Genomic DNA, 21457 nt, shown 5'->3' on the forward strand with positions numbered 1-21457 from the left:
CAAACCACAAATCCCCATAATTTTTTATTTATTTATACAAAATTTGTATTCGATTTAAGGTATTTCCTTATTTGTATGGAACTTTCTATATAGAGGTGAGAAGGAGGTGAAATACATTGGGGGATATATTGATATTTACTTGGCCACAATTGGTACCTTTGTTGATTATTTATTCAGTTGTGATGTTTCTACGATACAGAAAACGAAAAACCTCTGTTGTTCAACAAATTGTGTACCTTACTTTTTTTATATATTGTGTCCTTGTCATAAGTGAAACCTTACTTCCTATTCCAATCAGCAAACGTTACATTCAGATGATGATAGAGTCAAACACTGCACAACAAAATAGCTTTATTCCTTTCTCAGACATTTATAAGGTTGTTATGGCAAATCCGAATCATCTTGTAAATGCCCTCCTTAAACAAATTGGGGGTAATATACTTTTATTATTTCCCTTAGGATTCTATGCTCCAATTCTTTGGAGGCGTTTTAACAAAGCTAAATCCGTAGTAACTTTAGGTTTTGCAGTTTCAGGTGGGATTGAATTAACTCAATTATGTATTTCCACTATTTTAGGGGTTACTTATCGTAGCTTTGTTTTTGATGACATCATCCTTAATACAGTGGGCGTATTATTGGGTTATTTGTTTTTTAGATTAATCAGTCCATTCTTGATTATTATTATTAAAAGCATCGACAAACCGAGCAATGAAAATTTGAAACTATTAAATTTGTGGAGGGATTTGTAAATGAAACTCAAAAAAGCCTTTTATTCATTAGTTCTTTTAGGTGCTCTTACAGTGCCAACTGTGGCATTTGCTGTAGGTTCCTATACTTTTCATTATGATTTTAAATACAAACTGAATTCAGATTTAATTAGTTTTTCACGTGGAACTCATTCGAGAACTCTGAAGATAAATCCTACAGTGGGAGGCAAATTTAGCGTTGATTTATATAGGGCTAATACATTGGGAGTAGGGGTTTTACAGAGTACCGTAACTATCTCAGGGAGTAAGGAAGTTACAAAAAAATTCACTGTAAAGAACGCTGATGGAAAATTTCAGTTAAGATTTAGGAAGGCTGATGATGGAAAATATGTTGTTGGTTATGGATTATTATTAGACAAGTAATAAGAATAGGCTAGTGAAAGGAATTAGGTAAGTGGATTCCACTTACCTAATTCCTTTGACACAATGAGGGCACAACCGCATTGCGGTTTTTTTTCGTTTAAACATATTATGGAAATGTTAGAATATTATATAAAAGGAGGAGTGGCCTTGTGAGTTCTCTTTTACCATCATCGGAGGTTGGCGTTAAGATTAATGAATGGTACAAAATGATACGTCAGTTCAGTGTTCCGGATGCGGAGATTTTGAAAGCGGAAGTGGAACAAGAAATAAATGAGATGGAAGAAGACGAGTATCTACTGATTTACTACACCCTCATGAAATTCCGCCATCAGCTTATGCTGGATTATTTAGAACCGGTGACTACCCGCGTGAGACCGACAATTGACGAGCTGCTGGAAAAAATTGAAGCATCAAATAAAGGAATTTCCGGCCTGCTGTTCTATTATTCTTTATTTTTCCGCGGCATGTATGAATTTGATCAAAAGCAGTATGTAAAGGCGATCGGCTTTTATAAAGAGGCTGAAAAACAACTCGTTCATGTGCATGATGAAATTGAGAGAGCGGAGTTTCATTTTAAACTGGCTGAAGCATATTACGGTATGAAACAAAGCCACGTCTCCATGCATCACGTAAAGCAAGCGCTCGATATTTACGATCAGTATGAGTTGTATAAGGTCCGGAAAATTCAATGTCTATTTGTCATATCAGGGAATTATGTAGACTTTAAACGTTATGAAAAAAGCTTGCCGCATTTAGAAAAAGCTTTAGAGTTGTCGAAACAAGTAAACAATAATGAAAGGCTGCTCAGTTCTGCTTATTACAACATAGGAAAGAATTACGGAGACTTAGAAGAATACAATAAAGCTGAAATCTACTTAAAAAAAGCAGCGGAGATATCTGAGAAGTATAAATTGGGTAACCTTCCGCATTCCTTGTTTACATACGCAAAGCTTCTATTTAAACAAGGGAAAACAAGCGAGGCGATTCAAATCAGCAAAAAGGGACTTTCATCAGCGATATTTCAAGGAGATAAGCTGTTTGAATCTCTGCAAAAATATTTGGAGGCTTTATATATTAATGCAATAGACCAAATGGGAATCAAAAAAACAATTGATTACCTTGAGAAAAATAAAAACTATTCGTATGTAGAAGATATTGCTCTTGATACGGCTGCTGTTTATGCAGAGTCAAAGCAATATGACAAATCTTATTTTTATCATCAAAAAATGATTCAAACGCAAAAACAAATTCAGAGGGGAGAATGCCTGTATGAATTTTAGAAAAGGCGTATTTATCATTGTGTCGGCTGTCGTTTTAATGTCAGGGGTCGGTCTAGCAACATCGGCTGTTTCATTTGATGGATCATATCAAGTTTCGTCTGATCGTAATCAAACCTAAGAAGGAGAGTGCCAGTATGAATTTTAAAAAGAGCATCTTCATCGTCCTGGGTCTGTCATTGACTTTAGTATGTGGGTTGGGTATGAACTCAGTAGAAAAACAAGCACAAGATACAATCAAAGTAGCTTCAGATCGTTTTCAAACTTGAACGACTTACGCCTTTTCTACGGAAAAGGCTTTTTTAGTTTCTTCATTATATTGTTTCAAAACATCCACTTGTTTTTATTCTTATCCCATTCCAGCATACGCTGCTTCATGAGGTTCTTCACTGCTTCCCGGTTAGCGCGTTCATCCTTGCCGGTTTTTCTCTTCAATTCATCATTGGATCATGTTAAAGATAATCCGGTACACTTTTCGTTCAAAATCAGTCATTTGATCATCTCCCACTTCATAAGTCTCAACGGATAAAAGAGAATCAAATACAATAATGTATCCACCTTTAAGTTCTCGACACGAGTTTCCTTCCGTATGTGGTCCCGTAATGAACTGCGCAGATAACCGCGCGTATGTATCCGTCGTCATAAAGCTCGAACGATAAATCTATGCTAATATTAAAAAAATATGGCACTCTATATTTTTAGATCTTAAAAATATATAAGAATTGATAAGCTCAATTTTCAAATTTAATGGAGGGAAAATAGAAAGGAGAGAAATGATAAAGTATTTTGGAATAGTGTCGCTTATCATCCTTTTATTCACATTGTACTTTCTGCCTCATATTCATTGGGCACTTGGAATCCTAGGAATTGTCGTGGGGAGTATTCTAGCAATCAAATCACCTAAAGGAATTGCTAAGTATATTTCTTTTGTTATCCTAGCACTTTGTTTACTTTTACTATTATTATTGATTGTGATGGGCGTTTTGATGGCAGGTCTAGTGGAAAATTAACTTTAATTTATAATCCTATTTGGGGACAGATGGGGACGAATTAGGGACCAACTTGTTCATTTTTAGCCAAAACAGAAGATTTTTTATCAGAAAGGCTGGTCAGCAAACCTTATAAAATAAGGTTTCAAAATAAAACGTCTGTTTGTATCAGAAACTCATCTCCAGACTGGCAGCGTAGAGGTCAGGGGTTCGAGCCCCCTTGGCTCCATACCTTTAAACCCTTATTCTATAAATAAGGGTTTTTTTGTTTTTTCATCTTCTGCGGCAGCCTCTGTGTTCTGCTTCATTTCAAATAACTCAAAATAAAGGAAAGAGAGAAAATGAAAAAGAAAATCTATCTTATATTATCTCTGTCAGCGGCACTGGCGCTTTTTTTGACAGCGCTTCCGGCTCTTTCTCCCGTCATCTTCACGTCTGCTTCAGAAAAAGGAGCCATCAGGCATGACATTTATAAAAAAGGATATCCGTATCAAAGCTACTTTGCGATTCTTCAAAAAGAAGAAGACGGCGGAGAGGCCGGGAACCTTTATTATGTAAATTGGTTCAATTGGAAAGATGAAACCGGACAGACGCCGCACGTATGTTATTCAAAAAAATCGTCCGAAGGCGAGTACAAAGTAAGCTGCGGAACCGGACCGTAATGATCAAGAGCCCCTCTCCAATGAGGGGCTCTTTCTGTCGAGCTGAATGCCGCTCCGGCTCTCCGTTTAATATCCCCAATATAACGGCGTATCATAATGCCGATACGGATCATTCGGATAATGCGTATTTGGCTGATAAGGCTTATTCATATCAAGAATACCCGTGTTTTCAGTCTGTCCGCAGTATTTATCGGGACCTATCACAGTTGATTGCCGGATCGGTGAAACGGCTTTTTCCCACTCATGCTCATTCAGACAGTACGTATGCGCCATGATCTCAGGCGGCGTCAGACGGAGAATATCCGAGCCGTATATCACTTCAGGCGAAGGGGCGTCAAATATGGCCAAAAGGTGGGTTTTGTCTGAAGTGGCGACTTCATAATGCCACCACCCCTGCGGAACATTCGCCACTTGTCCTGGAGAGATCGGATAATTCCGTATTTTCTGGGTGAACGGATTCAGCATCGACACCACCGCGGAACCCGAAATACAGTACACCAATTCAGCGGCGTTTTGATGGGTATGCGGTTCAATCACATTTGTTTTGCTCAGAAAGATATCTAATAATGAAATATTTTCAAGCGTGTTTAACTGTTTAATCCCCAATACATTGATAAAGTTTCGAGCATCTTTCGTAAAAAAACGGCTCTTATTCACATCATAAGTGAATTGTGTATTCGGAGACGTGTAATCGATATCGGAAACCATGCACTCCCCCGCTTTCATCTTTAAACGTATATTCCCAAATATATGTGTCCCTGTTTCACCGGGTGATAAAAAAAGGAGGTGAAATCCATAAATTCCAAATCCAACACAATATTGTGACGACTTTTTTAAAGATTCATTTTCAATATATCTTTTATTCGAAATATCTCTTACTATAAAGATATATTGAAAATACATCTTTAGAAGGGTTGAGGATTAACATGCTGGATGAGAGAACAATAGACATCATCAAAAGCACAGTACCCGTATTGAAAACACATGGAGAAAACATCACCGGACGCTTTTATAACCTGATGTTTCAAGATCATCCCGAACTGTTAAATATGTTTAACCAAACGAACCAAAAGAAACAGACTCAGCGCGCAGCATTGGCAAATGCAGTCATTGCGGCTGCGGCGAATATTGATCAATTAGAACAAATCATTCCGGCGGTCAGACAGATCGGCCATAAACACACAAGCATCGGTGTAAAACCGGAACATTATCCGATTGTCGGAAAGTACCTGCTTCTGGCAATTAAGGATGTGCTGCAGGATGCCGCAACTCCTGAGATTATGCAGGCATGGGAAAAAGCTTACGGTGTTATTGCGGAGGCTTTCATCGGCATTGAAAAAGACATGTACAATGAAGCCGGATGGCAGGGGTATAAAGAATTTACGGTTATACAGAAAACGAAAGAAAGCAAAGATATTACATCATTTTATATCAAACCGAGTGACGGCTCTTCGCTTCCTGGATTTGAAGCGGGACAATATATCAGCATTAAAGTGCGGATTGCGGATTCTCCTTATACGCACATTCGCCAGTACAGCCTGTCTGATGCTTCTCAAAAAGGGGCATATCGGATTTCTGTGAAAAAGGACGGAGCGGTTTCTTCTCATCTCCACAATGAAGTTCAAGAGGGAGATAAACTTGAAGTCAGCGCACCCGCCGGGGATTTCAAGCTGTCTTCTTCCGAAAAACCGGTTGTTCTTATCAGTGCCGGCTCCGGAATCACGCCGATGATGAGCATGCTGAAAACAGCCGCCGAAAAACAGCCGGAGCGTTCCGTTACTTTTATTCATGCCGCGAAAAACGGAGAGTACGCCGCGTTCCGCAAAGAGGCTGAACAAGCTGCGGAGAATCATCCGAATATTAACGTCATTTATGTATACAGTGAACCGGCAGAACAAGACCGCTCAGGAGACAAGCCTTTTTACAGCGGCAGGATTGATCAAACCTTCCTGGAGCAGCTTCATCTGAATCAAGATGCTGAATTTTACTTGTGCGGATCAGCGCAGTTTATGACACAAATGAAAGACATGGTTCTTGCCCTCGGGTTTGACTCTGATTCCGTTCAATATGAATTGTTCGGCCCTCAGCTGAGCATGGCATAACAAAAAAGACTCCTCAAAGAGGAGTCTTTTTTATTTGCACAATGTGTTCTTTCTCCGTCTTTTTCCCTATTTAATTGAAATTTTCATCAATGACCAGTAAAATTATAAATCTAGTGATTCCGGAATTAAAGGAAGGTTGATATGAAAAAGAAAGCAAAGACCAAAAGGGTGCTTGGGTGCCTTTTTGCTGTATCTCTTATATTCGGATTATTTCTGGTATCAATGGTGTTTTCGAAATTCATAGTGACGGAAGAAAAACCGCCTGAAGAGGTGGACGAGCAGCAGGTCTTTATTGACAGCCTTTCCGGGCATGCTCAAATTTTATATGAGAAATATCATGTCCTTCCGAGCATCACCCTCGCACAGGCCATTCTCGAATCGGACTGGGGGAACAGTGAGCTTGCGGGGAAAGCGCGCAACCTGTTCGGTGTAAAAGGTGATTATAAAGGAAAACACGTCACGATGAAAACGGATGAATTTGAAAAAGGAAAACGAAAAACGATTCGGGCAAAATTCCGTAAATACAGCACGTTTTTTGAATCAATGGATGACCATGCAAAATTATTTGTCAACGGAACGTCTTGGAATAAAAAGAAGTACAAGCCCGTCATTGAAGCGGACAATTATAAAACAGCGGCGGCTGCCCTTCAAAAATCCGGCTACGCCACAGACCCCGGCTATGCTGAAAAAATTAAAGATGTCATAGAAACCTATAACCTGAATGAATATGACAAAATCAATGCCTCTCTTAAAGCAGTTGATATGAAAGGCGCCATCAAAGACCACGCCATTGAAGACGTGTGGTCGAAGCCGTCAAAAGAGCGGCATTCTATAAAACTGGCATCGGCGCAAAAGTTTACCGGCCAGCATATTAAAGTCGTATCTGAAAAACAAAACGGAGAATCCGTCTGGTACCAAATTCAAGTGAAAGATGAGCTGATCGGCTGGGTTGACCAAACCGCCGTCCAGTTAAGTGAAGAAACATAAGCATCAAAAAAAGCCGGCAGCCCGCCGGCTTTTTTTACATCCCTTCAGTTTCAAACCTTTTAATATCACGTTTATGCCCCATCAGCACAAGGCAGTCACATTCATGAATGACAGTCTCCGGAGAAGGGGACAGCTGAATGTCTCCGTTATGTTTCACGGCAAGAATGGTGCAGCCGAATCTGGCCCGGACGCCGAGATCAAGAATGGATTTTAAATGCAGCTTTTTCGTGGCTGAAAGCTCCACGATGCTGTATTCATCTGACAAATCAATATAATTTAAGACGTTTTCATCCGAAAGGCTTTGCGCAATCCGCACGCCCATATCCTTTTCGGGATGGATAATACGATCAGCACCGATCTTTTCAAGCACTTTGTGATGATAATAGTTTTGCGCTTTCACCCAAATATTAGGGATGTTCAGCTCCTTCAATAACAGCGTCGTCAGCGTACTTGCCTGAATGTTGGCGCCGATTGCTACGATGACATATTCAAAATTTCTGATGCCGAGCGACTGAAGCTCGCTTTCTTCCGTTGAATTTGCCCGCACAGCATGCGTGGCATAAGAGGAGTATGCGTTGACCCGCTCTTCGCTGATATCGACCGCAAGCACCTCATGCCCCATTTTAAAAAGCTCTTTACAGATGCTTCCGCCGAAACGGCCGAGTCCGATGACGGCAAATTGTTTATTTTTGATTTTTCCCAATCCTCATAACTCCTTAAGAAACTGTTTTCGTCACTCCAAATACAACAAACAAGAATGTACTCCTGTTTCAAGGGTTTGTCAATGCGAGGGCCGGAAGAAAGAAAACAGCACAAAAAAAAGACCGGATGACAAGCGAGGGGCTTGTGCCGGTCTTTTTTCGCAATTATTAGCAGTCGCAAGGCTGTGTCGGCGGTGTGCTGCGTTTTTGAACAACAATTGTGTCCTCAGCATAGAATTTAGAGCCGATGCTTAATGATTTATTTTCTGCACGGAACTTATATGTACCTGCAGCAGGCAATGTTTTATTATTAAGAGAAAGCTTAAATTCCGCTGCGCCGAGCAAATCAATGTTTAACGGAAGTCTGACTGTTTTGCCGTTATTCAGAATTTGTCTTTCACGCAAAGCGTGTCCGTTGACTGTATCTTTTGTTGTAGCCGCAAATCCGCTAGGAAGGGTAAATTCCATAACGCCTAAGCTCAGGATCGTGTTCGGACGGTACGTCAATTCGATATCAGAAAATGACCATTCCTGCTGGCTGGCACCTGTATATTTTGCAAATAAGGTAGCAGTCGCTTTCGTGGACATTTCCGGCTCGTGAACGGTTGAGCCTGACTCAGCGGCGAATGACGCTGTCGGCAGAGAAAGAAGCAAAACCAGGCCGAATAAACTTGCCATGACAGTTGAGAAAAACTTGTGTTTCATTTTCATAAATCCCCCTAAAAAAAATTTGCTGATTGTTCTTAAAAAAGAACGACCATACCTATAAAAATTTACCATCAATTTTAATGGAAGTAAATGGGGTTATATTCCTATATTTTCTCAAAAATAATCAAATCACGACAAAAAAACGCCTGATTTTGATTCAGGCGTTTTTTTCGTCCGTTTCTATCGGAATAAATTTAAAAATCTCCCCGCTCTGAACCGAGTCGGCGAGCCGCTTCAGCCAATCATAATAAGCTTTCGAACTTTCAAGCTGATCATATAACTGCCGCGCTTCTTCCTGTAATTCCGCGTTGCCTTCCTCGGCCAGCAAAACGGACTGCAAATCCGCCTGGGCCTGTACGATGGCGGACAAATTCACCTGAACTTCACGATCCCATTTCGGCGGGAAGAAATTCGTGAAAAACGTAAAGAAATCTTTTTCCGCTACAAACGTATGCTTCCGTGTGCCGCGGTGAAAGGTTTTTTTGACCACATTTAAATCCTGCAGCTTTTTGACGCCTGTGCTCATACTCGGTTTGCTCATCTGCAGTTCCTCACGCATTTCGTCAAGCGTCATTTCATCCCTCATATACATTGTTCCGTATAAAATCCCGACACTCCGTGTGATTCCGTAAAGATCCATCGTCTCTGCAATGGAATCAATGACAAGATCCCTGGCTTGTTCTATAGCTGCGAATTCTGGATTCTCATCCATATTGTCCCTCTTTTCCTCTTGAAGTTTAAATTTGTTAAGTCATTTCTTTATGTTCTTAATCTTAACGAATCATGACAAAATGTCAAAATCTAAACGGACTGATCGGGTTTTGACAGGCAAAAAAACATGTGTTAAATTAATATTGTTAAAAACATTAAATTTTTATTTAACAAACTTACTTTTCGGTAAGGAGGACTCTTATGAGCAAAACGCTTTATATCGGCGGCGAATGGATCAGTGCAGAAAAAAAACAGACCCGCCGTATCATTAATCCATTTAATCAAGAAGAAATTGCAACGGTATGCGAAGGAGACCGGAACGATGCGGTGAAAGCCATCGCCGCAGCCAGAAAAGCATTTGATGAAGGGGAGTGGCCGGTGCTTTCCGGGCTCGAGCGCGGCCAATTTGTTCTGAAAATTGCGGAATTAATCAGACGCGATCTGAACGAATTAGCTGAGCTGGAATCGCTCGATACAGGAAAAACGATTGAAGAAAGTAAAGCCGATATGGATGATATCGCAAATGTATTTCAATATTATGCCGGTTTGGCGGATAAAGACGGAGGCGAGGTCATTTCATCTCCGATTCCCGATTCCGTAAGTAAAATCGTCAGAGAGCCCATTGGCGTATGCGGACAAATTACGCCGTGGAACTATCCGCTCCTTCAGGCGAGCTGGAAAATCGCTCCCGCTCTTGCGGCCGGAAACACGATCGTTTTAAAGCCGAGCGAGATTACTCCGCTGACAACCATTAAAGTCTTTCAATTAATAGAAGAAGCCGGTATTCCGAAAGGGGTCGCCAATCTCGTGCTGGGGCCGGGCGCTTCTGTCGGCGATGAGCTGGCGAGAAACCTCGACGTCGATTTGGTCTCTTTTACGGGCGGAATTGAAACAGGCAAAAAAATCATGCAGGCGGCAAGCGGCAACGTGAAAAAGATTGCCCTGGAGCTTGGCGGCAAAAATCCGAATATCGTGTTTCGAGATGCAGATCTCGAAACAGCTGCAGATCAAGCGCTGAACGCCGTGTTTTTCCATGCCGGCCAAGTTTGTTCGGCAGGGTCACGTCTTTTGGTGGACGAAGCCATTCATGATGAATTTTTAGCCGAGCTGATCAAGCGTACGAAACGCATCAAATTAGGAAACGGTTTTCATGAAGATACGGAAAGCGGTCCGCTGATTTCCGCCGAGCATCGGGCCAAAGTCGAAAAATACGTAGAAATCGGCATCGAAGAAGGGGCAAAACTGGAAACAGGCGGCAAACGTCCTGATGATCCCGCCCTTCAAAACGGTTTCTTCTATGAACCTACTATTTTCTCAAACTGCAAGTCTGATATGCGGATAGTCCAAGAGGAGATCTTCGGCCCCGTTTTAACAGTTGAGTCATTTTCTTCTGAAGAAGAAGTGATCAGACTTGCCAACGATACCATTTACGGGCTGGCCGGAGCGGTATGGTCAAAGGATATTGAAAAATGCGAACGCGTAGCCGCCAAACTGCGGATGGGAACGGTATGGATCAATGATTTCCACCCGTATTTCGCGCAAGCGCCATGGGGCGGGTACAAACAATCGGGCTTCGGCCGCGAACTCGGCAAAATCGGTCTGGAAGAATACACGGAAATCAAACATATTTACCGCAACACGAAACCTGCGGCTGTGAACTGGTTTCAAGCATAACGAGGAGGAGATACAATATGACATTAAATATGAAAGTAGAAAGCATGCATAAATTCCATACATTCGAAATCCCGACAGTCATTAAACACGGAATCGGCGCGATTCAGCACGCGGGAAGTGAAGTCAGAGCGCTTGGCGTCACAAAAGCGCTGCTCGTAACAGACCCGGGAATTTATAACGCGGGAGTGGCAAACCCGGTCATTGAATCTTTACAGGAAGCGGGCATCGAAGTCGTCCTGTTTAACAAAGTGGAGCCGAACCCGCCTGTACGTCTTGTAAACGAAGGATCAGAACTGTATAAAAAAGAAAACTGCAACGGCCTTGTGGCTGTCGGCGGCGGAAGCTCCATGGATACAGCGAAAGCGATCGGGGTAGAAGCGACACACGAAGGAAGCGTGCTTGATTATGAAGCCGCGGAAGGCAAAAAGCCGCTGGAAAACCGTATTCCTCCGCTGACAACGATCCCGACGACTGCGGGAACAGGTTCAGAGGTTACACAATGGGCGGTCATTACAGATGAAGAAAGAGAATTTAAATTCAATACGGGCGGACCGCTTATCGCCGCGCATTTAACGGTCATTGACCCTGAGCTGCACACGTCCATGCCTCCGCATGTGACGGCCATGACAGGTATTGACGCACTTGCGCACGCCATCGAGTGCTATACGATGAAATTCGCGCAGCCGATCACTGATGCCGTCGCTTTAATGGCCATTGAATATGCGGCGCATTATATTAAGCGCGCGTTTGCGGACGGGGAGGATTTGGAAGCAAGATACGGCATGGCGCAGGCGGCGATGCTTGCCGGCCTTTCATACGGCAGTGAATCAGCAGGCGCGGCGCATGCGATGAGCCAGACGCTCGGCGGCATCATCCCTGTCGCTCACGGACAATGCGTCGCAGCTATGATGGGGCCGGTAATGGAATACAACTGGAAAGGCTATCCGGAAAAATTCGCCCGCATCGCCAAAGCATTCGGAATCGATACAAGCAACATGACAACCGATGAAGCGGCAAAAGCGTCCGTCAACTGGATGTATGATCTTGTAAAAGATTTAGAGGTGCCGAGTTTAGAAGAACAAGGTGTGTCTCCGGACATGATTGAACGTTTATCAAAAGAAGCCATGAAAGATCCGCAAACTTTCGGAAATCCAAGAGATTTGAATGAGAAAGCATACAACTGGATTTACAAACGCTGCTTTGACTTAACGCCGAAAACGGTATAATAAATGAACCCCGCTCCTTTACAGAGCGGGGTTTTTTAAGGATAATGTCAAGAAAAAGGCGGTGGTGGCTGATGTGGAAACGCATAACAGCAAAGACGGAAGGCGTATATATAGCGGATACCGAACAATTTGTTACCAAAAAGATGGACAAGCTTCGTGCGGAATACGGCGGGTTTCCCGGTGACCTGCATTTCGGACTGACAAAAAAGGCCGGCGCGCGTGAGCCGATGTATGAAAGAGGAACAGAAATTTTTAACCGTAGACAAATTTCAATCGTGTCCATGGAGGAATGTGATGACATTGCGGAGAAGATGGGGATTTCTCATATCTTTCCCGAATGGCTCGGCGCTAACATCGCAATCAGCGGTTTTTCTGCACTGACGCCGCTTAAAGAAGGAAGCAGAATAATATTTCCAAGCGGTGCGTCTCTGTTGTGCGAGGGAGAAAATGATCCGTGCATTCAGCCGGGAGAAGTCATTCAATCCTTTTATCCGGATCAGCCAAAACTCGCCGCGGCGTTTGTGAGGCACGCGATGGGCAGAAGAGGAATTGTCTGTATTGTTGAACGCCCGGGTGATATATGCACGGGCGATGCGGTCACCATCCATTCTTATGAACCGAAACGCGCCAAGAAAAAAATCGAAAAGGTCTGACTCAGACCTTTTCGATTTTTTGTTTGATTTCTTCTATTTGATTGATGTGACGCTTTTCATGATGGCCGATAAAATCAATCCACTGGCGGATCGTCAGTTCTTGAAAAACAGGATGGGGAAGCACACGTTCTAAGTCTTCCTCGTTTAATGATGAAATAACTGCGGTCAGCTGCTGTCTTGCCGTATCTAATTCTTGTTTTGCTTCAATGACTGATATTCGGTTTTGCTCAGGTTCGAGGTGTGACGGCGCCGGCCGTTTATTTGTTCTGTCCTCTATAAACTCCATCGGTTTTTCTTCGATTTTTTTAAACGGTGCGTCTTTTGCCTGCTTTGATAAAAGGGTCTGCGCTGTTTCGTCAATTTTCTTTAAATGGTCAAGGACTTCCCGCACGCTCCACTCATCAGCCGCGGGCTTTCGGTTGAATTCCTCATCAGAGAGTCCTTTCAGTTCTTCCCAGGTCTGCTGTCTGGCTTCATTAAAAATGCTCATCCTATCTCCTCCTTTAGAGTAAACATATCATATCCGGATTGGATAATCATGTAATCAGCCTTCCTTATCAGAAAATTGAAACCATTTACCTTTACATCCGTATATAAAGTAACACTCCGACACCTCGGCCGAAAGGAGGATAGAAGATGAACATATTTCATCTGCCGCTTGAAACGGTCTATCTTTACACATTGATTATTTCGGGAAGTCTCACGCTTTTGATTCTGTTTTTTCAAGATGTGTTTCACGGCCTCTCGGAAGCCATTCCTGTTTCATTTTTAAACCCTGCATTGATTCTGTCTTTTTTAACAATCTTTTCAGCCTCAGGTTATATCGGCGAAATCGCCGCTCCGCTATCAAGTCCTGTCATTGCGTTGCTTTCATTTGTTCTTTCGGTTCTTTTGGTCAGCCTGCTTCACTTCTTCGTCCTTGTCCCGCTTTCATCAGCGGAAGAATCGCTCGCATATCGGGAGACGGATTTAAAGGGCAGAGTCGGCAGGGTCATTACTTCCGTCCCGAAAGACGGCTATGGAGAAGTGATCATAGAGGGAATAGGGGGCGCCATTTCTAAATCAGCCGTCAGCTTTGATCAAGAACAGATCAAGTACGGAACGGCCGTATTAGTGATTGACGTGAAAGACGGAGTGCTTTTTGTGACGCCGCATGAACCAATCTGATATCTAAGGGGGAACTGTTATGACTATGCCGATTATCATCGTTATCGGAATCGTATTCTTTTTACTCATCGCACTTATTGCTGTATTTATTACGAAGTACCGGACGGCGGGGCCGGACGAAGCCCTTATCGTGACCGGAAGTTATTTGGGAAATAAGAACGTCCACATTGATGAAGGCGGAAATCGTCTGAAAATCGTCCGGGGCGGGGGAACTTTTGTGCTCCCGGTATTCCAGCAGGCAGAACCTCTCAGTTTACTGTCAAGCAAACTTGATGTCTCTACACCTGAAGTCTATACAGAACAAGGCGTGCCGGTAATGGCCGACGGAACCGCCATTATTAAAATCGGAGGCTCCATCGGTGAAATCGCAACAGCAGCTGAACAATTTTTGGGGAAATCTAAGGAAGACCGTGAGCAGGAGGCGCGGGAGGTGCTGGAGGGCCATCTGCGCTCCATCCTCGGCTCCATGACCGTTGAAGAGATTTATAAAAACAGGGAAAAGTTTTCTCAGGAAGTCCAGCGGGTCGCGTCTCAGGATCTTGCTAAAATGGGGCTGATGATCGTTTCTTTTACGATTAAAGACGTCCGCGATAAAAACGGCTATCTTGAATCATTAGGTAAGCCGAGAATCGCCCAAGTCAAGCGGGATGCGGACATTGCCACGGCAGAAGCGGATAAAGAGACGAGGATTAAACGCGCGGCCGCTGATAAAGACGCAAAAAAATCAGAGCTGGAGCGGGCGACGGAAATAGCTGAAGCGGAAAAAATCAATCAGCTGAAAATGGCGGAATACAGAAGAGAGCAGGATACAGCAAAAGCCAATGCCGATCAGGCATATGATCTTGAAACAGCAAAAGCCCGCCAGCAGGTGACAGAGCAGGAAATGCAAATTAAAATTATTGAGCGGCAAAAGCAGATTGAATTGGAAGAAAAAGAAATCCTGCGCCGTGAGCGCCAATATGACTCTGAAGTGAAGAAAAAAGCCGATGCTGACCGTTACTCGGTGGAACAAGCGGCCGAAGCCGCAAAAGCGAAGCAGCTCGCCGAAGCGGATGCCGAGCAGTACAGCATCGAAGCGATGGCCAAGGCGGAAGCGGAACGCGTGAGAATTGACGGTCTTGCTAAAGCGGAGGCTGAAAAGGCGAGAGGAGAAACCGAAGCGGAAGTCATCCGCCTGAAAGGTCTCGCAGAAGCGGAAGCTAAAGAAAAAATCGCCGAAGCATTCGAAAAATACGGGCAGGCTGCAATCCTTGATATGATTGTGAAAATGCTGCCTGAATATGCGAAGCAAGTCTCAGCGCCTCTTTCCAACATTGATAAAATAACCGTCGTTGATACGGGAGGAAGCGGTGAAAACGGCGGGGCCAATAAAGTCACAGGCTACGCAACCAATTTAATGGCCGGTCTTCAGGAAAGCTTAAAAGCATCTTCCGGAATCAATGTAAAAGAGCTTATTGAGAATTTTTCAGGCAAAGGAAACATAAAACAAAGTATAAATGAACTTACAAAAGAACTGAGTGATTCAAACGAACGGCACAGCCCGGAATAAAAAAACAGCAGGCGTAAACCGCCTGCTGTTTCAGTTCGTCCGCTTAGCTTCAAGAAGCCGCGGCGCAGTCATGAATAATAAGATAAGGACAATGGCCGAAAGGATAAAAGAAGGAATCATATAAGTCGCGTTATAGACGGACGAATAAATCCATACCGGCGTGCCTTTCGGAGCATAGCTTCCGAAAAAGACAGCTCCGGAGACCACATGTGCCGCATAACGCAGCACACTGCCGATGAAAACACCGCCTATAACATACATCGTTAAAGCGCCTCTTTTTTTATTCAATGCCGATTCTCGTACACCGGAAGCAAACAAGCCGCTGAAACCGAGGACTGCAAATGCCGCGATGTAATCAAGAAATAGCTGCACCGGGTGCTGCAAAAATAAATTGCCGATGGCGATCTGGACAATCCCTGTTAAAAAGCCTGTCGTAAGCCCGGCCTTCACTCCCCAGCGGAATGAAATCAAAAAAATCGGAATCATCATAATAGAGACCGAACCGCCTTGGGGCATCCGGAGAAACATACCTGAGACAATGTCAAGAATGACAGCCGCCCCGGTCATAATCGCTATTTCAATTAAGCGCACAAGCTGTGTTGAATGATTCATAGTTTTCCCCCTGGTCAGACAACCGTATCAAGGATAAACAAAAAAGCAGCGCGGGGAAGGGTGGGAAAAGGTCCGCGCGCTGCTTACATAAACTGCAAATCATTTGGCTTTGCCACATCCCTACGCCAGCGTTAACTAACAGGTTCAAAGGGTCAGAACAAAACGTTCACTCTCAGCTTTAATGCTCCCCTTGTGGTCATCAAGTATTTAGTTCAATCTTACTATACAAGAAAATATGCCAAACCACAAGACAGCTTATCTTTCTATAGAAGAGAAACTGAAATAAGTATGAAAGAAAATAATTAATGATTTTTTTAAAAAAACTATTGTCATATTTTCAAAAGGGTGTTATATTATTAAACGTCGCTGATGAACAGCAGACAACAACGAAAAGCTTCGGAAACAACTTAAAAAAAGTTGTTGACATAAAAGGAGCTGAGTGGTAAGATAATAAAGCTGCTTCAACAAGCGGTAATGATCTTTGAAAACTAAACAAGATAAAACGTACCTGTTAATTCAAAGTTTTAAATAAATCGCACAGCGATGTGCGTAGTCAGTCAAACACTTTATCGGAGAGTTTGATCCTGGCTCAGGACGAACGCTGGCGGCGTGCCTAATACATGCAAGTCGAGCGGACAGATGGGAGCTTGCTCCCTGATGTTAGCGGCGGACGGGTGAGTAACACGTGGGTAACCTGCCTGTAAGACTGGGATAACTCCGGGAAACCGGGGCTAATACCGGATGGTTGTTTGAACCGCATGGTTCAGACATAAAAGGTGGCTTCGGCTACCACTTACAGATGGACCCGCGGCGCATTAGCTAGTTGGTGAGGTAACGGCTCACCAAGGCAACGATGCGTAGCCGACCTGAGAGGGTGATCGGCCACACTGGGACTGAGACACGGCCCAGACTCCTACGGGAGGCAGCAGTAGGGAATCTTCCGCAATGGACGAAAGTCTGACGGAGCAACGCCGCGTGAGTGATGAAGGTTTTCGGATCGTAAAGCTCTGTTGTTAGGGAAGAACAAGTGCCGTTCAAATAGGGCGGCACCTTGACGGTACCTAACCAGAAAGCCACGGCTAACTACGTGCCAGCAGCCGCGGTAATACGTAGGTGGCAAGCGTTGTCCGGAATTATTGGGCGTAAAGGGCTCGCAGGCGGTTTCTTAAGTCTGATGTGAAAGCCCCCGGCTCAACCGGGGAGGGTCATTGGAAACTGGGGAACTTGAGTGCAGAAGAGGAGAGTGGAATTCCACGTGTAGCGGTGAAATGCGTAGAGATGTGGAGGAACACCAGTGGCGAAGGCGACTCTCTGGTCTGTAACTGACGCTGAGGAGCGAAAGCGTGGGGAGCGAACAGGATTAGATACCCTGGTAGTCCACGCCGTAAACGATGAGTGCTAAGTGTTAGGGGGTTTCCGCCCCTTAGTGCTGCAGCTAACGCATTAAGCACTCCGCCTGGGGAGTACGGTCGCAAGACTGAAACTCAAAGGAATTGACGGGGGCCCGCACAAGCGGTGGAGCATGTGGTTTAATTCGAAGCAACGCGAAGAACCTTACCAGGTCTTGACATCCTCTGACAATCCTAGAGATAGGACGTCCCCTTCGGGGGCAGAGTGACAGGTGGTGCATGGTTGTCGTCAGCTCGTGTCGTGAGATGTTGGGTTAAGTCCCGCAACGAGCGCAACCCTTGATCTTAGTTGCCAGCATTCAGTTGGGCACTCTAAGGTGACTGCCGGTGACAAACCGGAGGAAGGTGGGGATGACGTCAAATCATCATGCCCCTTATGACCTGGGCTACACACGTGCTACAATGGACAGAACAAAGGGCAGCGAAACCGCGAGGTTAAGCCAATCCCACAAATCTGTTCTCAGTTCGGATCGCAGTCTGCAACTCGACTGCGTGAAGCTGGAATCGCTAGTAATCGCGGATCAGCATGCCGCGGTGAATACGTTCCCGGGCCTTGTACACACCGCCCGTCACACCACGAGAGTTTGTAACACCCGAAGTCGGTGAGGTAACCTTTTTGGAGCCAGCCGCCGAAGGTGGGACAGATGATTGGGGTGAAGTCGTAACAAGGTAGCCGTATCGGAAGGTGCGGCTGGATCACCTCCTTTCTAAGGATTTTAACGGAATATAAGACCTTGGGTCTTATAAACAGAACGTTCCCTGTCTTGTTTAGTTTTGAAGGATCATTCCTTCAAAACATAGGAACACCTGCTAAATGCGCCACTTCCTGTGGCAACGCATGTGTTAGCATGTCCTATGCGTTGTTCTTTGAAAACTAGATAACAGAAGTAATTCACATTCAATTGTAATGCAAGATATCACGTAGTGATTCTTTTTAACGGTTAAGTTAGAAAGGGCGCACGGTGGATGCCTTGGCACTAGGAGCCGATGAAGGACGGGACGAACACCGATATGCTTCGGGGAGCTGTAAGCAAGCTTTGATCCGGAGATTTCCGAATGGGGAAACCCACCACTCGTAATGGAGTGGTATCCATATCTGAATACATAGGATATGAGAAGGCAGACCCGGGGAACTGAAACATCTAAGTACCCGGAGGAAGAGAAAGCAAATGCGATTCCCTGAGTAGCGGCGAGCGAAACGGGACCAGCCCAAACCAAGAGGCTTGCCTCTTGGGGTTGTAGGACACTCTGTACGGAGTTACAAAGGAACGAGGTAGATGAAGAGGTCTGGAAAGGCCCGCCATAGAAGGTAACAGCCCTGTAGTCAAAACTTCGTTCTCTCCTGAGTGGATCCTGAGTACGGCGGAACACGTGAAATTCCGTCGGAATCCGGGAGGACCATCTCCCAAGGCTAAATACTCCCTAGTGACCGATAGTGAACCAGTACCGTGAGGGAAAGGTGAAAAGCACCCCGGAAGGGGAGTGAAAGAGATCCTGAAACCGTGTGCCTACAAGTAGTCAGAGCCCGTTAACGGGTGATGGCGTGCCTTTTGTAGAATGAACCGGCGAGTTACGATCCCGTGCAAGGTTAAGCAGAAGATGCGGAGCCGCAGCGAAAGCGAGTCTGAATAGGGCGAATTGAGTACGTGGTCGTAGACCCGAAACCAGGTGATCTACCCATGTCCAGGGTGAAGTTCAGGTAACACTGAATGGAGGCCCGAACCCACGCACGTTGAAAAGTGCGGGGATGAGGTGTGGGTAGGGGTGAAATGCCAATCGAACCTGGAGATAGCTGGTTCTCTCCGAAATAGCTTTAGGGCTAGCCTCAAGGTAAGAGTCTCGGAGGTAGAGCACTGATTGGACTAGGGGCCCCTACCGGGTTACCGAATTCAGTCAAACTCCGAATGCCGATGACTTATCCTTGGGAGTCAGACTGCGAGTGATAAGATCCGTAGTCGAAAGGGAAACAGCCCAGACCGCCAGCTAAGGTCCCAAAGTATACGTTAAGTGGAAAAGGATGTGGAGTTGCTTAGACAACCAGGATGTTGGCTTAGAAGCAGCCACCATTTAAAGAGTGCGTAATAGCTCACTGGTCGAGTGACTCTGCGCCGAAAATGTACCGGGGCTAAACGTATCACCGAAGCTGCGGACTGTTCTTCGAACAGTGGTAGGAGAGCGTTCTAAGGGCTGTGAAGCAAGACCGGAAGGACTTGTGGAGCGCTTAGAAGTGAGAATGCCGGTATGAGTAGCGAAAGAGGGGTGAGAATCCCCTCCACCGAATGCCTAAGGTTTCCTGAGGAAGGCTCGTCCGCTCAGGGTTAGTCGGGACCTAAGCCGAGGCCGAAAGGCGTAGGCGATGGATAACAGGTTGATATTCCTGTACCACCTCCTCACCATTTGAGCAATGGGGGGACGCAGGAGGATAGGGTAAGCGCGGTATTGGATATCCGCGTCCAAGCAGTTAGGCTGGGAAATAGGCAAATCCGTTTCCCGTGAAGGCTGAGCTGTGATGGCGAGCGAATTATAGTAGCGAAGTTCCTGATTCCACACTGCCAAGAAAAGCCTCTAGCGAGGTGAGAGGTGCCCGTACCGCAAACCGACACAGGTAGGCGAGGAGAGAATCCTAAGGTGATCGAGAGAACTCTCGTTAAGGAACTCGGCAAAATGACCCCGTAACTTCGGGAGAAGGGGTGCTCTGTTAGGGTGCAAGCCCGAGAGAGCCGCAGTGAATAGGCCCAGGCGACTGTTTAGCAAAAACACAGGTCTCTGCGAAGCCGTAAGGCGAAGTATAGGGGCTGACGCCTGCCCGGTGCTGGAAGGTTAAGAGGAGCGCTTAGCGTAAGCGAAGGTGCGAATTGAAGCCCCAGTAAACGGCGGCCGTAACTATAACGGTCCTAAGGTAGCGAAATTCCTTGTCGGGTAAGTTCCGACCCGCACGAAAGGCGCAACGATCTGGGCACTGTCTCAACGAGAGACTCGGTGAAATTATAGTACCTGTGAAGATGCAGGTTACCCGCGACAGGACGGAAAGACCCCGTGGAGCTTTACTGCAGCCTGATATTGAATGTTGGTACAGCTTGTACAGGATAGGTAGGAGCCTTGGAAACCGGAGCGCCAGCTTCGGTGGAGGCATCGGTGGGATACTACCCTGGCTGTATTGACCTTCTAACCCGCCGCCCTTATCGGGCGGGGAGACAGTGTCAGGTGGGCAGTTTGACTGGGGCGGTCGCCTCCTAAAAGGTAACGGAGGCGCCCAAAGGTTCCCTCAGAATGGTTGGAAATCATTCGCAGAGTGTAAAGGCACAAGGGAGCTTGACTGCGAGACCTACAAGTCGAGCAGGGACGAAAGTCGGGCTTAGTGATCCGGTGGTTCCGCATGGAAGGGCCATCGCTCAACGGATAAAAGCTACCCCGGGGATAACAGGCTTATCTCCCCCAAGAGTCCACATCGACGGGGAGGTTTGGCACCTCGATGTCGGCTCATCGCATCCTGGGGCTGTAGTCGGTCCCAAGGGTTGGGCTGTTCGCCCATTAAAGCGGTACGCGAGCTGGGTTCAGAACGTCGTGAGACAGTTCGGTCCCTATCCGTCGCGGGCGCAGGAAATTTGAGAGGAGCTGTCCTTAGTACGAGAGGACCGGGATGGACGCACCGCTGGTGTACCAGTTGTTCTGCCAAGGGCATCGCTGGGTAGCTATGTGCGGACGGGATAAGTGCTGAAAGCATCTAAGCATGAAGCCCCCCTCAAGATGAGATTTCCCATTCCGCAAGGAAGTAAGATCCCTGAAAGATGATCAGGTTGATAGGTCTGAGGTGGAAGTGTGGCGACACATGGAGCTGACAGATACTAATCGATCGAGGACTTAACCAATTTGAATGTATGCTTATTGTTATCTAGTTTT

At 45.4% G+C, this 21457-nt stretch carries 17 protein-coding genes, 2 rRNA genes and 1 riboswitch; of the genes, 13 read left to right on the top strand and 6 right to left on the bottom strand.

The features are described 5' to 3' along the window. Positions 1–116: 116 nt before the first annotated feature. The 4 genes from OVA33_RS09535 to OVA33_RS09550 all read left to right on the top strand — a co-directional run bounded on the left by OVA33_RS09535 (position 117) and on the right by OVA33_RS09550 (position 4058). Positions 117–749 carry a VanZ family protein gene (locus OVA33_RS09535; RefSeq protein ID WP_017419391.1) on the top strand — a complete coding sequence of 211 codons (633 nt, stop codon included), beginning with the start codon at positions 117–119 and terminating at the stop codon, positions 747–749. Continuing rightward, complete coding sequence (locus OVA33_RS09540; RefSeq protein ID WP_017419390.1) at positions 750–1130, top strand: hypothetical protein; 381 nt, start codon at positions 750–752, stop codon at positions 1128–1130. A 149-nt stretch (positions 1131–1279) separates the two neighbouring features. Next, a complete protein-coding gene (locus OVA33_RS09545; RefSeq protein ID WP_063637108.1) occupies positions 1280–2410 on the top strand; it encodes a response regulator aspartate phosphatase in 1131 nt (376 codons plus the stop codon). A 1327-nt stretch (positions 2411–3737) separates the two neighbouring features. Next, entirely contained in the window at positions 3738–4058 is a 321-nt protein-coding gene (locus OVA33_RS09550; RefSeq protein ID WP_014418727.1) for a hypothetical protein, read from the top strand. A 66-nt stretch (positions 4059–4124) separates the two neighbouring features. Here the strand turns inward: OVA33_RS09550 and OVA33_RS09555 are convergent, their stop codons facing one another. Continuing rightward, positions 4125–4766, bottom strand: a complete 642-nt coding sequence (locus tag OVA33_RS09555; protein ID WP_017419520.1) for a cupin domain-containing protein — start codon at positions 4764–4766, stop codon at positions 4125–4127. Between the two features lie 218 nt (positions 4767–4984). Here OVA33_RS09555 and hmpA point away from each other — a divergent pair, with 218 nt between their 5' ends. Together hmpA and OVA33_RS09565 are read left to right on the top strand one after the other, a co-directional pair. Further along, positions 4985–6160 carry an NO-inducible flavohemoprotein gene (gene hmpA / locus OVA33_RS09560; RefSeq protein ID WP_025650409.1) on the top strand — a complete coding sequence of 392 codons (1176 nt, stop codon included), beginning with the start codon at positions 4985–4987 and terminating at the stop codon, positions 6158–6160. A 141-nt stretch (positions 6161–6301) separates the two neighbouring features. Then, entirely contained in the window at positions 6302–7147 is an 846-nt protein-coding gene (locus tag OVA33_RS09565) for a glucosaminidase domain-containing protein (RefSeq protein WP_014418724.1), read from the top strand. Positions 7148–7181: 34 nt separating this feature from the next. Here the strand turns inward: OVA33_RS09565 and OVA33_RS09570 are convergent, their stop codons facing one another. The 3 genes from OVA33_RS09570 to cudC form a co-directional block, all read right to left on the bottom strand. Beyond that, complete coding sequence (locus OVA33_RS09570; protein WP_014418723.1) at positions 7182–7850, bottom strand: potassium uptake protein KtrA; 669 nt, start codon at positions 7848–7850, stop codon at positions 7182–7184. Positions 7851–8016: 166 nt separating this feature from the next. Then, positions 8017–8553, bottom strand: coding sequence for a biofilm surface layer hydrophobin BslA (gene bslA, locus OVA33_RS09575; RefSeq protein WP_025650408.1), 537 nt, complete (start codon positions 8551–8553; stop codon positions 8017–8019). A gap of 160 nt (positions 8554–8713) precedes the next feature. After that, positions 8714–9268: a transcriptional regulator GbsR gene (gene cudC, locus OVA33_RS09580; protein ID WP_014418721.1), complete on the bottom strand. Its 555-nt coding sequence runs from the start codon at positions 9266–9268 to the stop codon at positions 8714–8716. A gap of 200 nt (positions 9269–9468) precedes the next feature. Here cudC and betB point away from each other — a divergent pair, with 200 nt between their 5' ends. The 3 genes from betB (at position 9469) to OVA33_RS09595 (ending at position 12820) form a co-directional block, all read left to right on the top strand. After that, positions 9469–10941 carry a betaine-aldehyde dehydrogenase gene (gene betB / locus OVA33_RS09585; protein WP_017419517.1) on the top strand — a complete coding sequence of 491 codons (1473 nt, stop codon included), beginning with the start codon at positions 9469–9471 and terminating at the stop codon, positions 10939–10941. A 17-nt stretch (positions 10942–10958) separates the two neighbouring features. Beyond that, positions 10959–12167, top strand: coding sequence for a choline dehydrogenase (gene gbsB / locus OVA33_RS09590; RefSeq protein ID WP_014418719.1), 1209 nt, complete (start codon positions 10959–10961; stop codon positions 12165–12167). Between the two features lie 71 nt (positions 12168–12238). Further along, positions 12239–12820 carry an MOSC domain-containing protein gene (locus OVA33_RS09595; RefSeq protein WP_017419516.1) on the top strand — a complete coding sequence of 194 codons (582 nt, stop codon included), beginning with the start codon at positions 12239–12241 and terminating at the stop codon, positions 12818–12820. A gap of 1 nt (position 12821) precedes the next feature. Here OVA33_RS09595 and OVA33_RS09600 read toward each other — a convergent pair whose 3' ends face one another. Beyond that, positions 12822–13310 carry a DinB family protein gene (locus tag OVA33_RS09600; protein ID WP_017419515.1) on the bottom strand — a complete coding sequence of 163 codons (489 nt, stop codon included), beginning with the start codon at positions 13308–13310 and terminating at the stop codon, positions 12822–12824. A 146-nt stretch (positions 13311–13456) separates the two neighbouring features. On the opposite strand from OVA33_RS09600, the gene OVA33_RS09605 reads away from it, so the two are divergent. Together OVA33_RS09605 and OVA33_RS09610 are read left to right on the top strand one after the other, a co-directional pair. After that, positions 13457–13987: an NfeD family protein gene (locus tag OVA33_RS09605; protein WP_017419514.1), complete on the top strand. Its 531-nt coding sequence runs from the start codon at positions 13457–13459 to the stop codon at positions 13985–13987. 19 nt (positions 13988–14006) lie between these two features. Then, a complete protein-coding gene (locus tag OVA33_RS09610) occupies positions 14007–15536 on the top strand; it encodes a flotillin lipid rafts scaffold protein FloT (RefSeq protein ID WP_014418715.1) in 1530 nt (509 codons plus the stop codon). A 30-nt stretch (positions 15537–15566) separates the two neighbouring features. Here OVA33_RS09610 and thiT read toward each other — a convergent pair whose 3' ends face one another. Continuing rightward, positions 15567–16148 carry an energy-coupled thiamine transporter ThiT gene (gene thiT / locus OVA33_RS09615; protein WP_007410163.1) on the bottom strand — a complete coding sequence of 194 codons (582 nt, stop codon included), beginning with the start codon at positions 16146–16148 and terminating at the stop codon, positions 15567–15569. 100 nt (positions 16149–16248) lie between these two features. Continuing rightward, a riboswitch (TPP riboswitch) is annotated at positions 16249–16349 on the bottom strand. Positions 16350–16714: 365 nt separating this feature from the next. Between thiT and OVA33_RS09620 the strand changes: the two genes are divergently transcribed. Continuing rightward, a 16S ribosomal RNA gene (locus OVA33_RS09620) occupies positions 16715–18264 on the top strand. 232 nt (positions 18265–18496) lie between these two features. Continuing rightward, positions 18497–21426 (top strand): 23S ribosomal RNA (locus tag OVA33_RS09625). Together the 16S and 23S rRNA genes form the textbook arrangement of a ribosomal RNA operon. Positions 21427–21457: the final 31 nt, after the last annotated feature.

Origin of the sequence: Bacillus sp. KICET-1, from assembly GCF_027721405.1 — a bacterium.
Classification (GTDB): Bacteria; Bacillota; Bacilli; order Bacillales; family Bacillaceae; genus Bacillus; species Bacillus velezensis.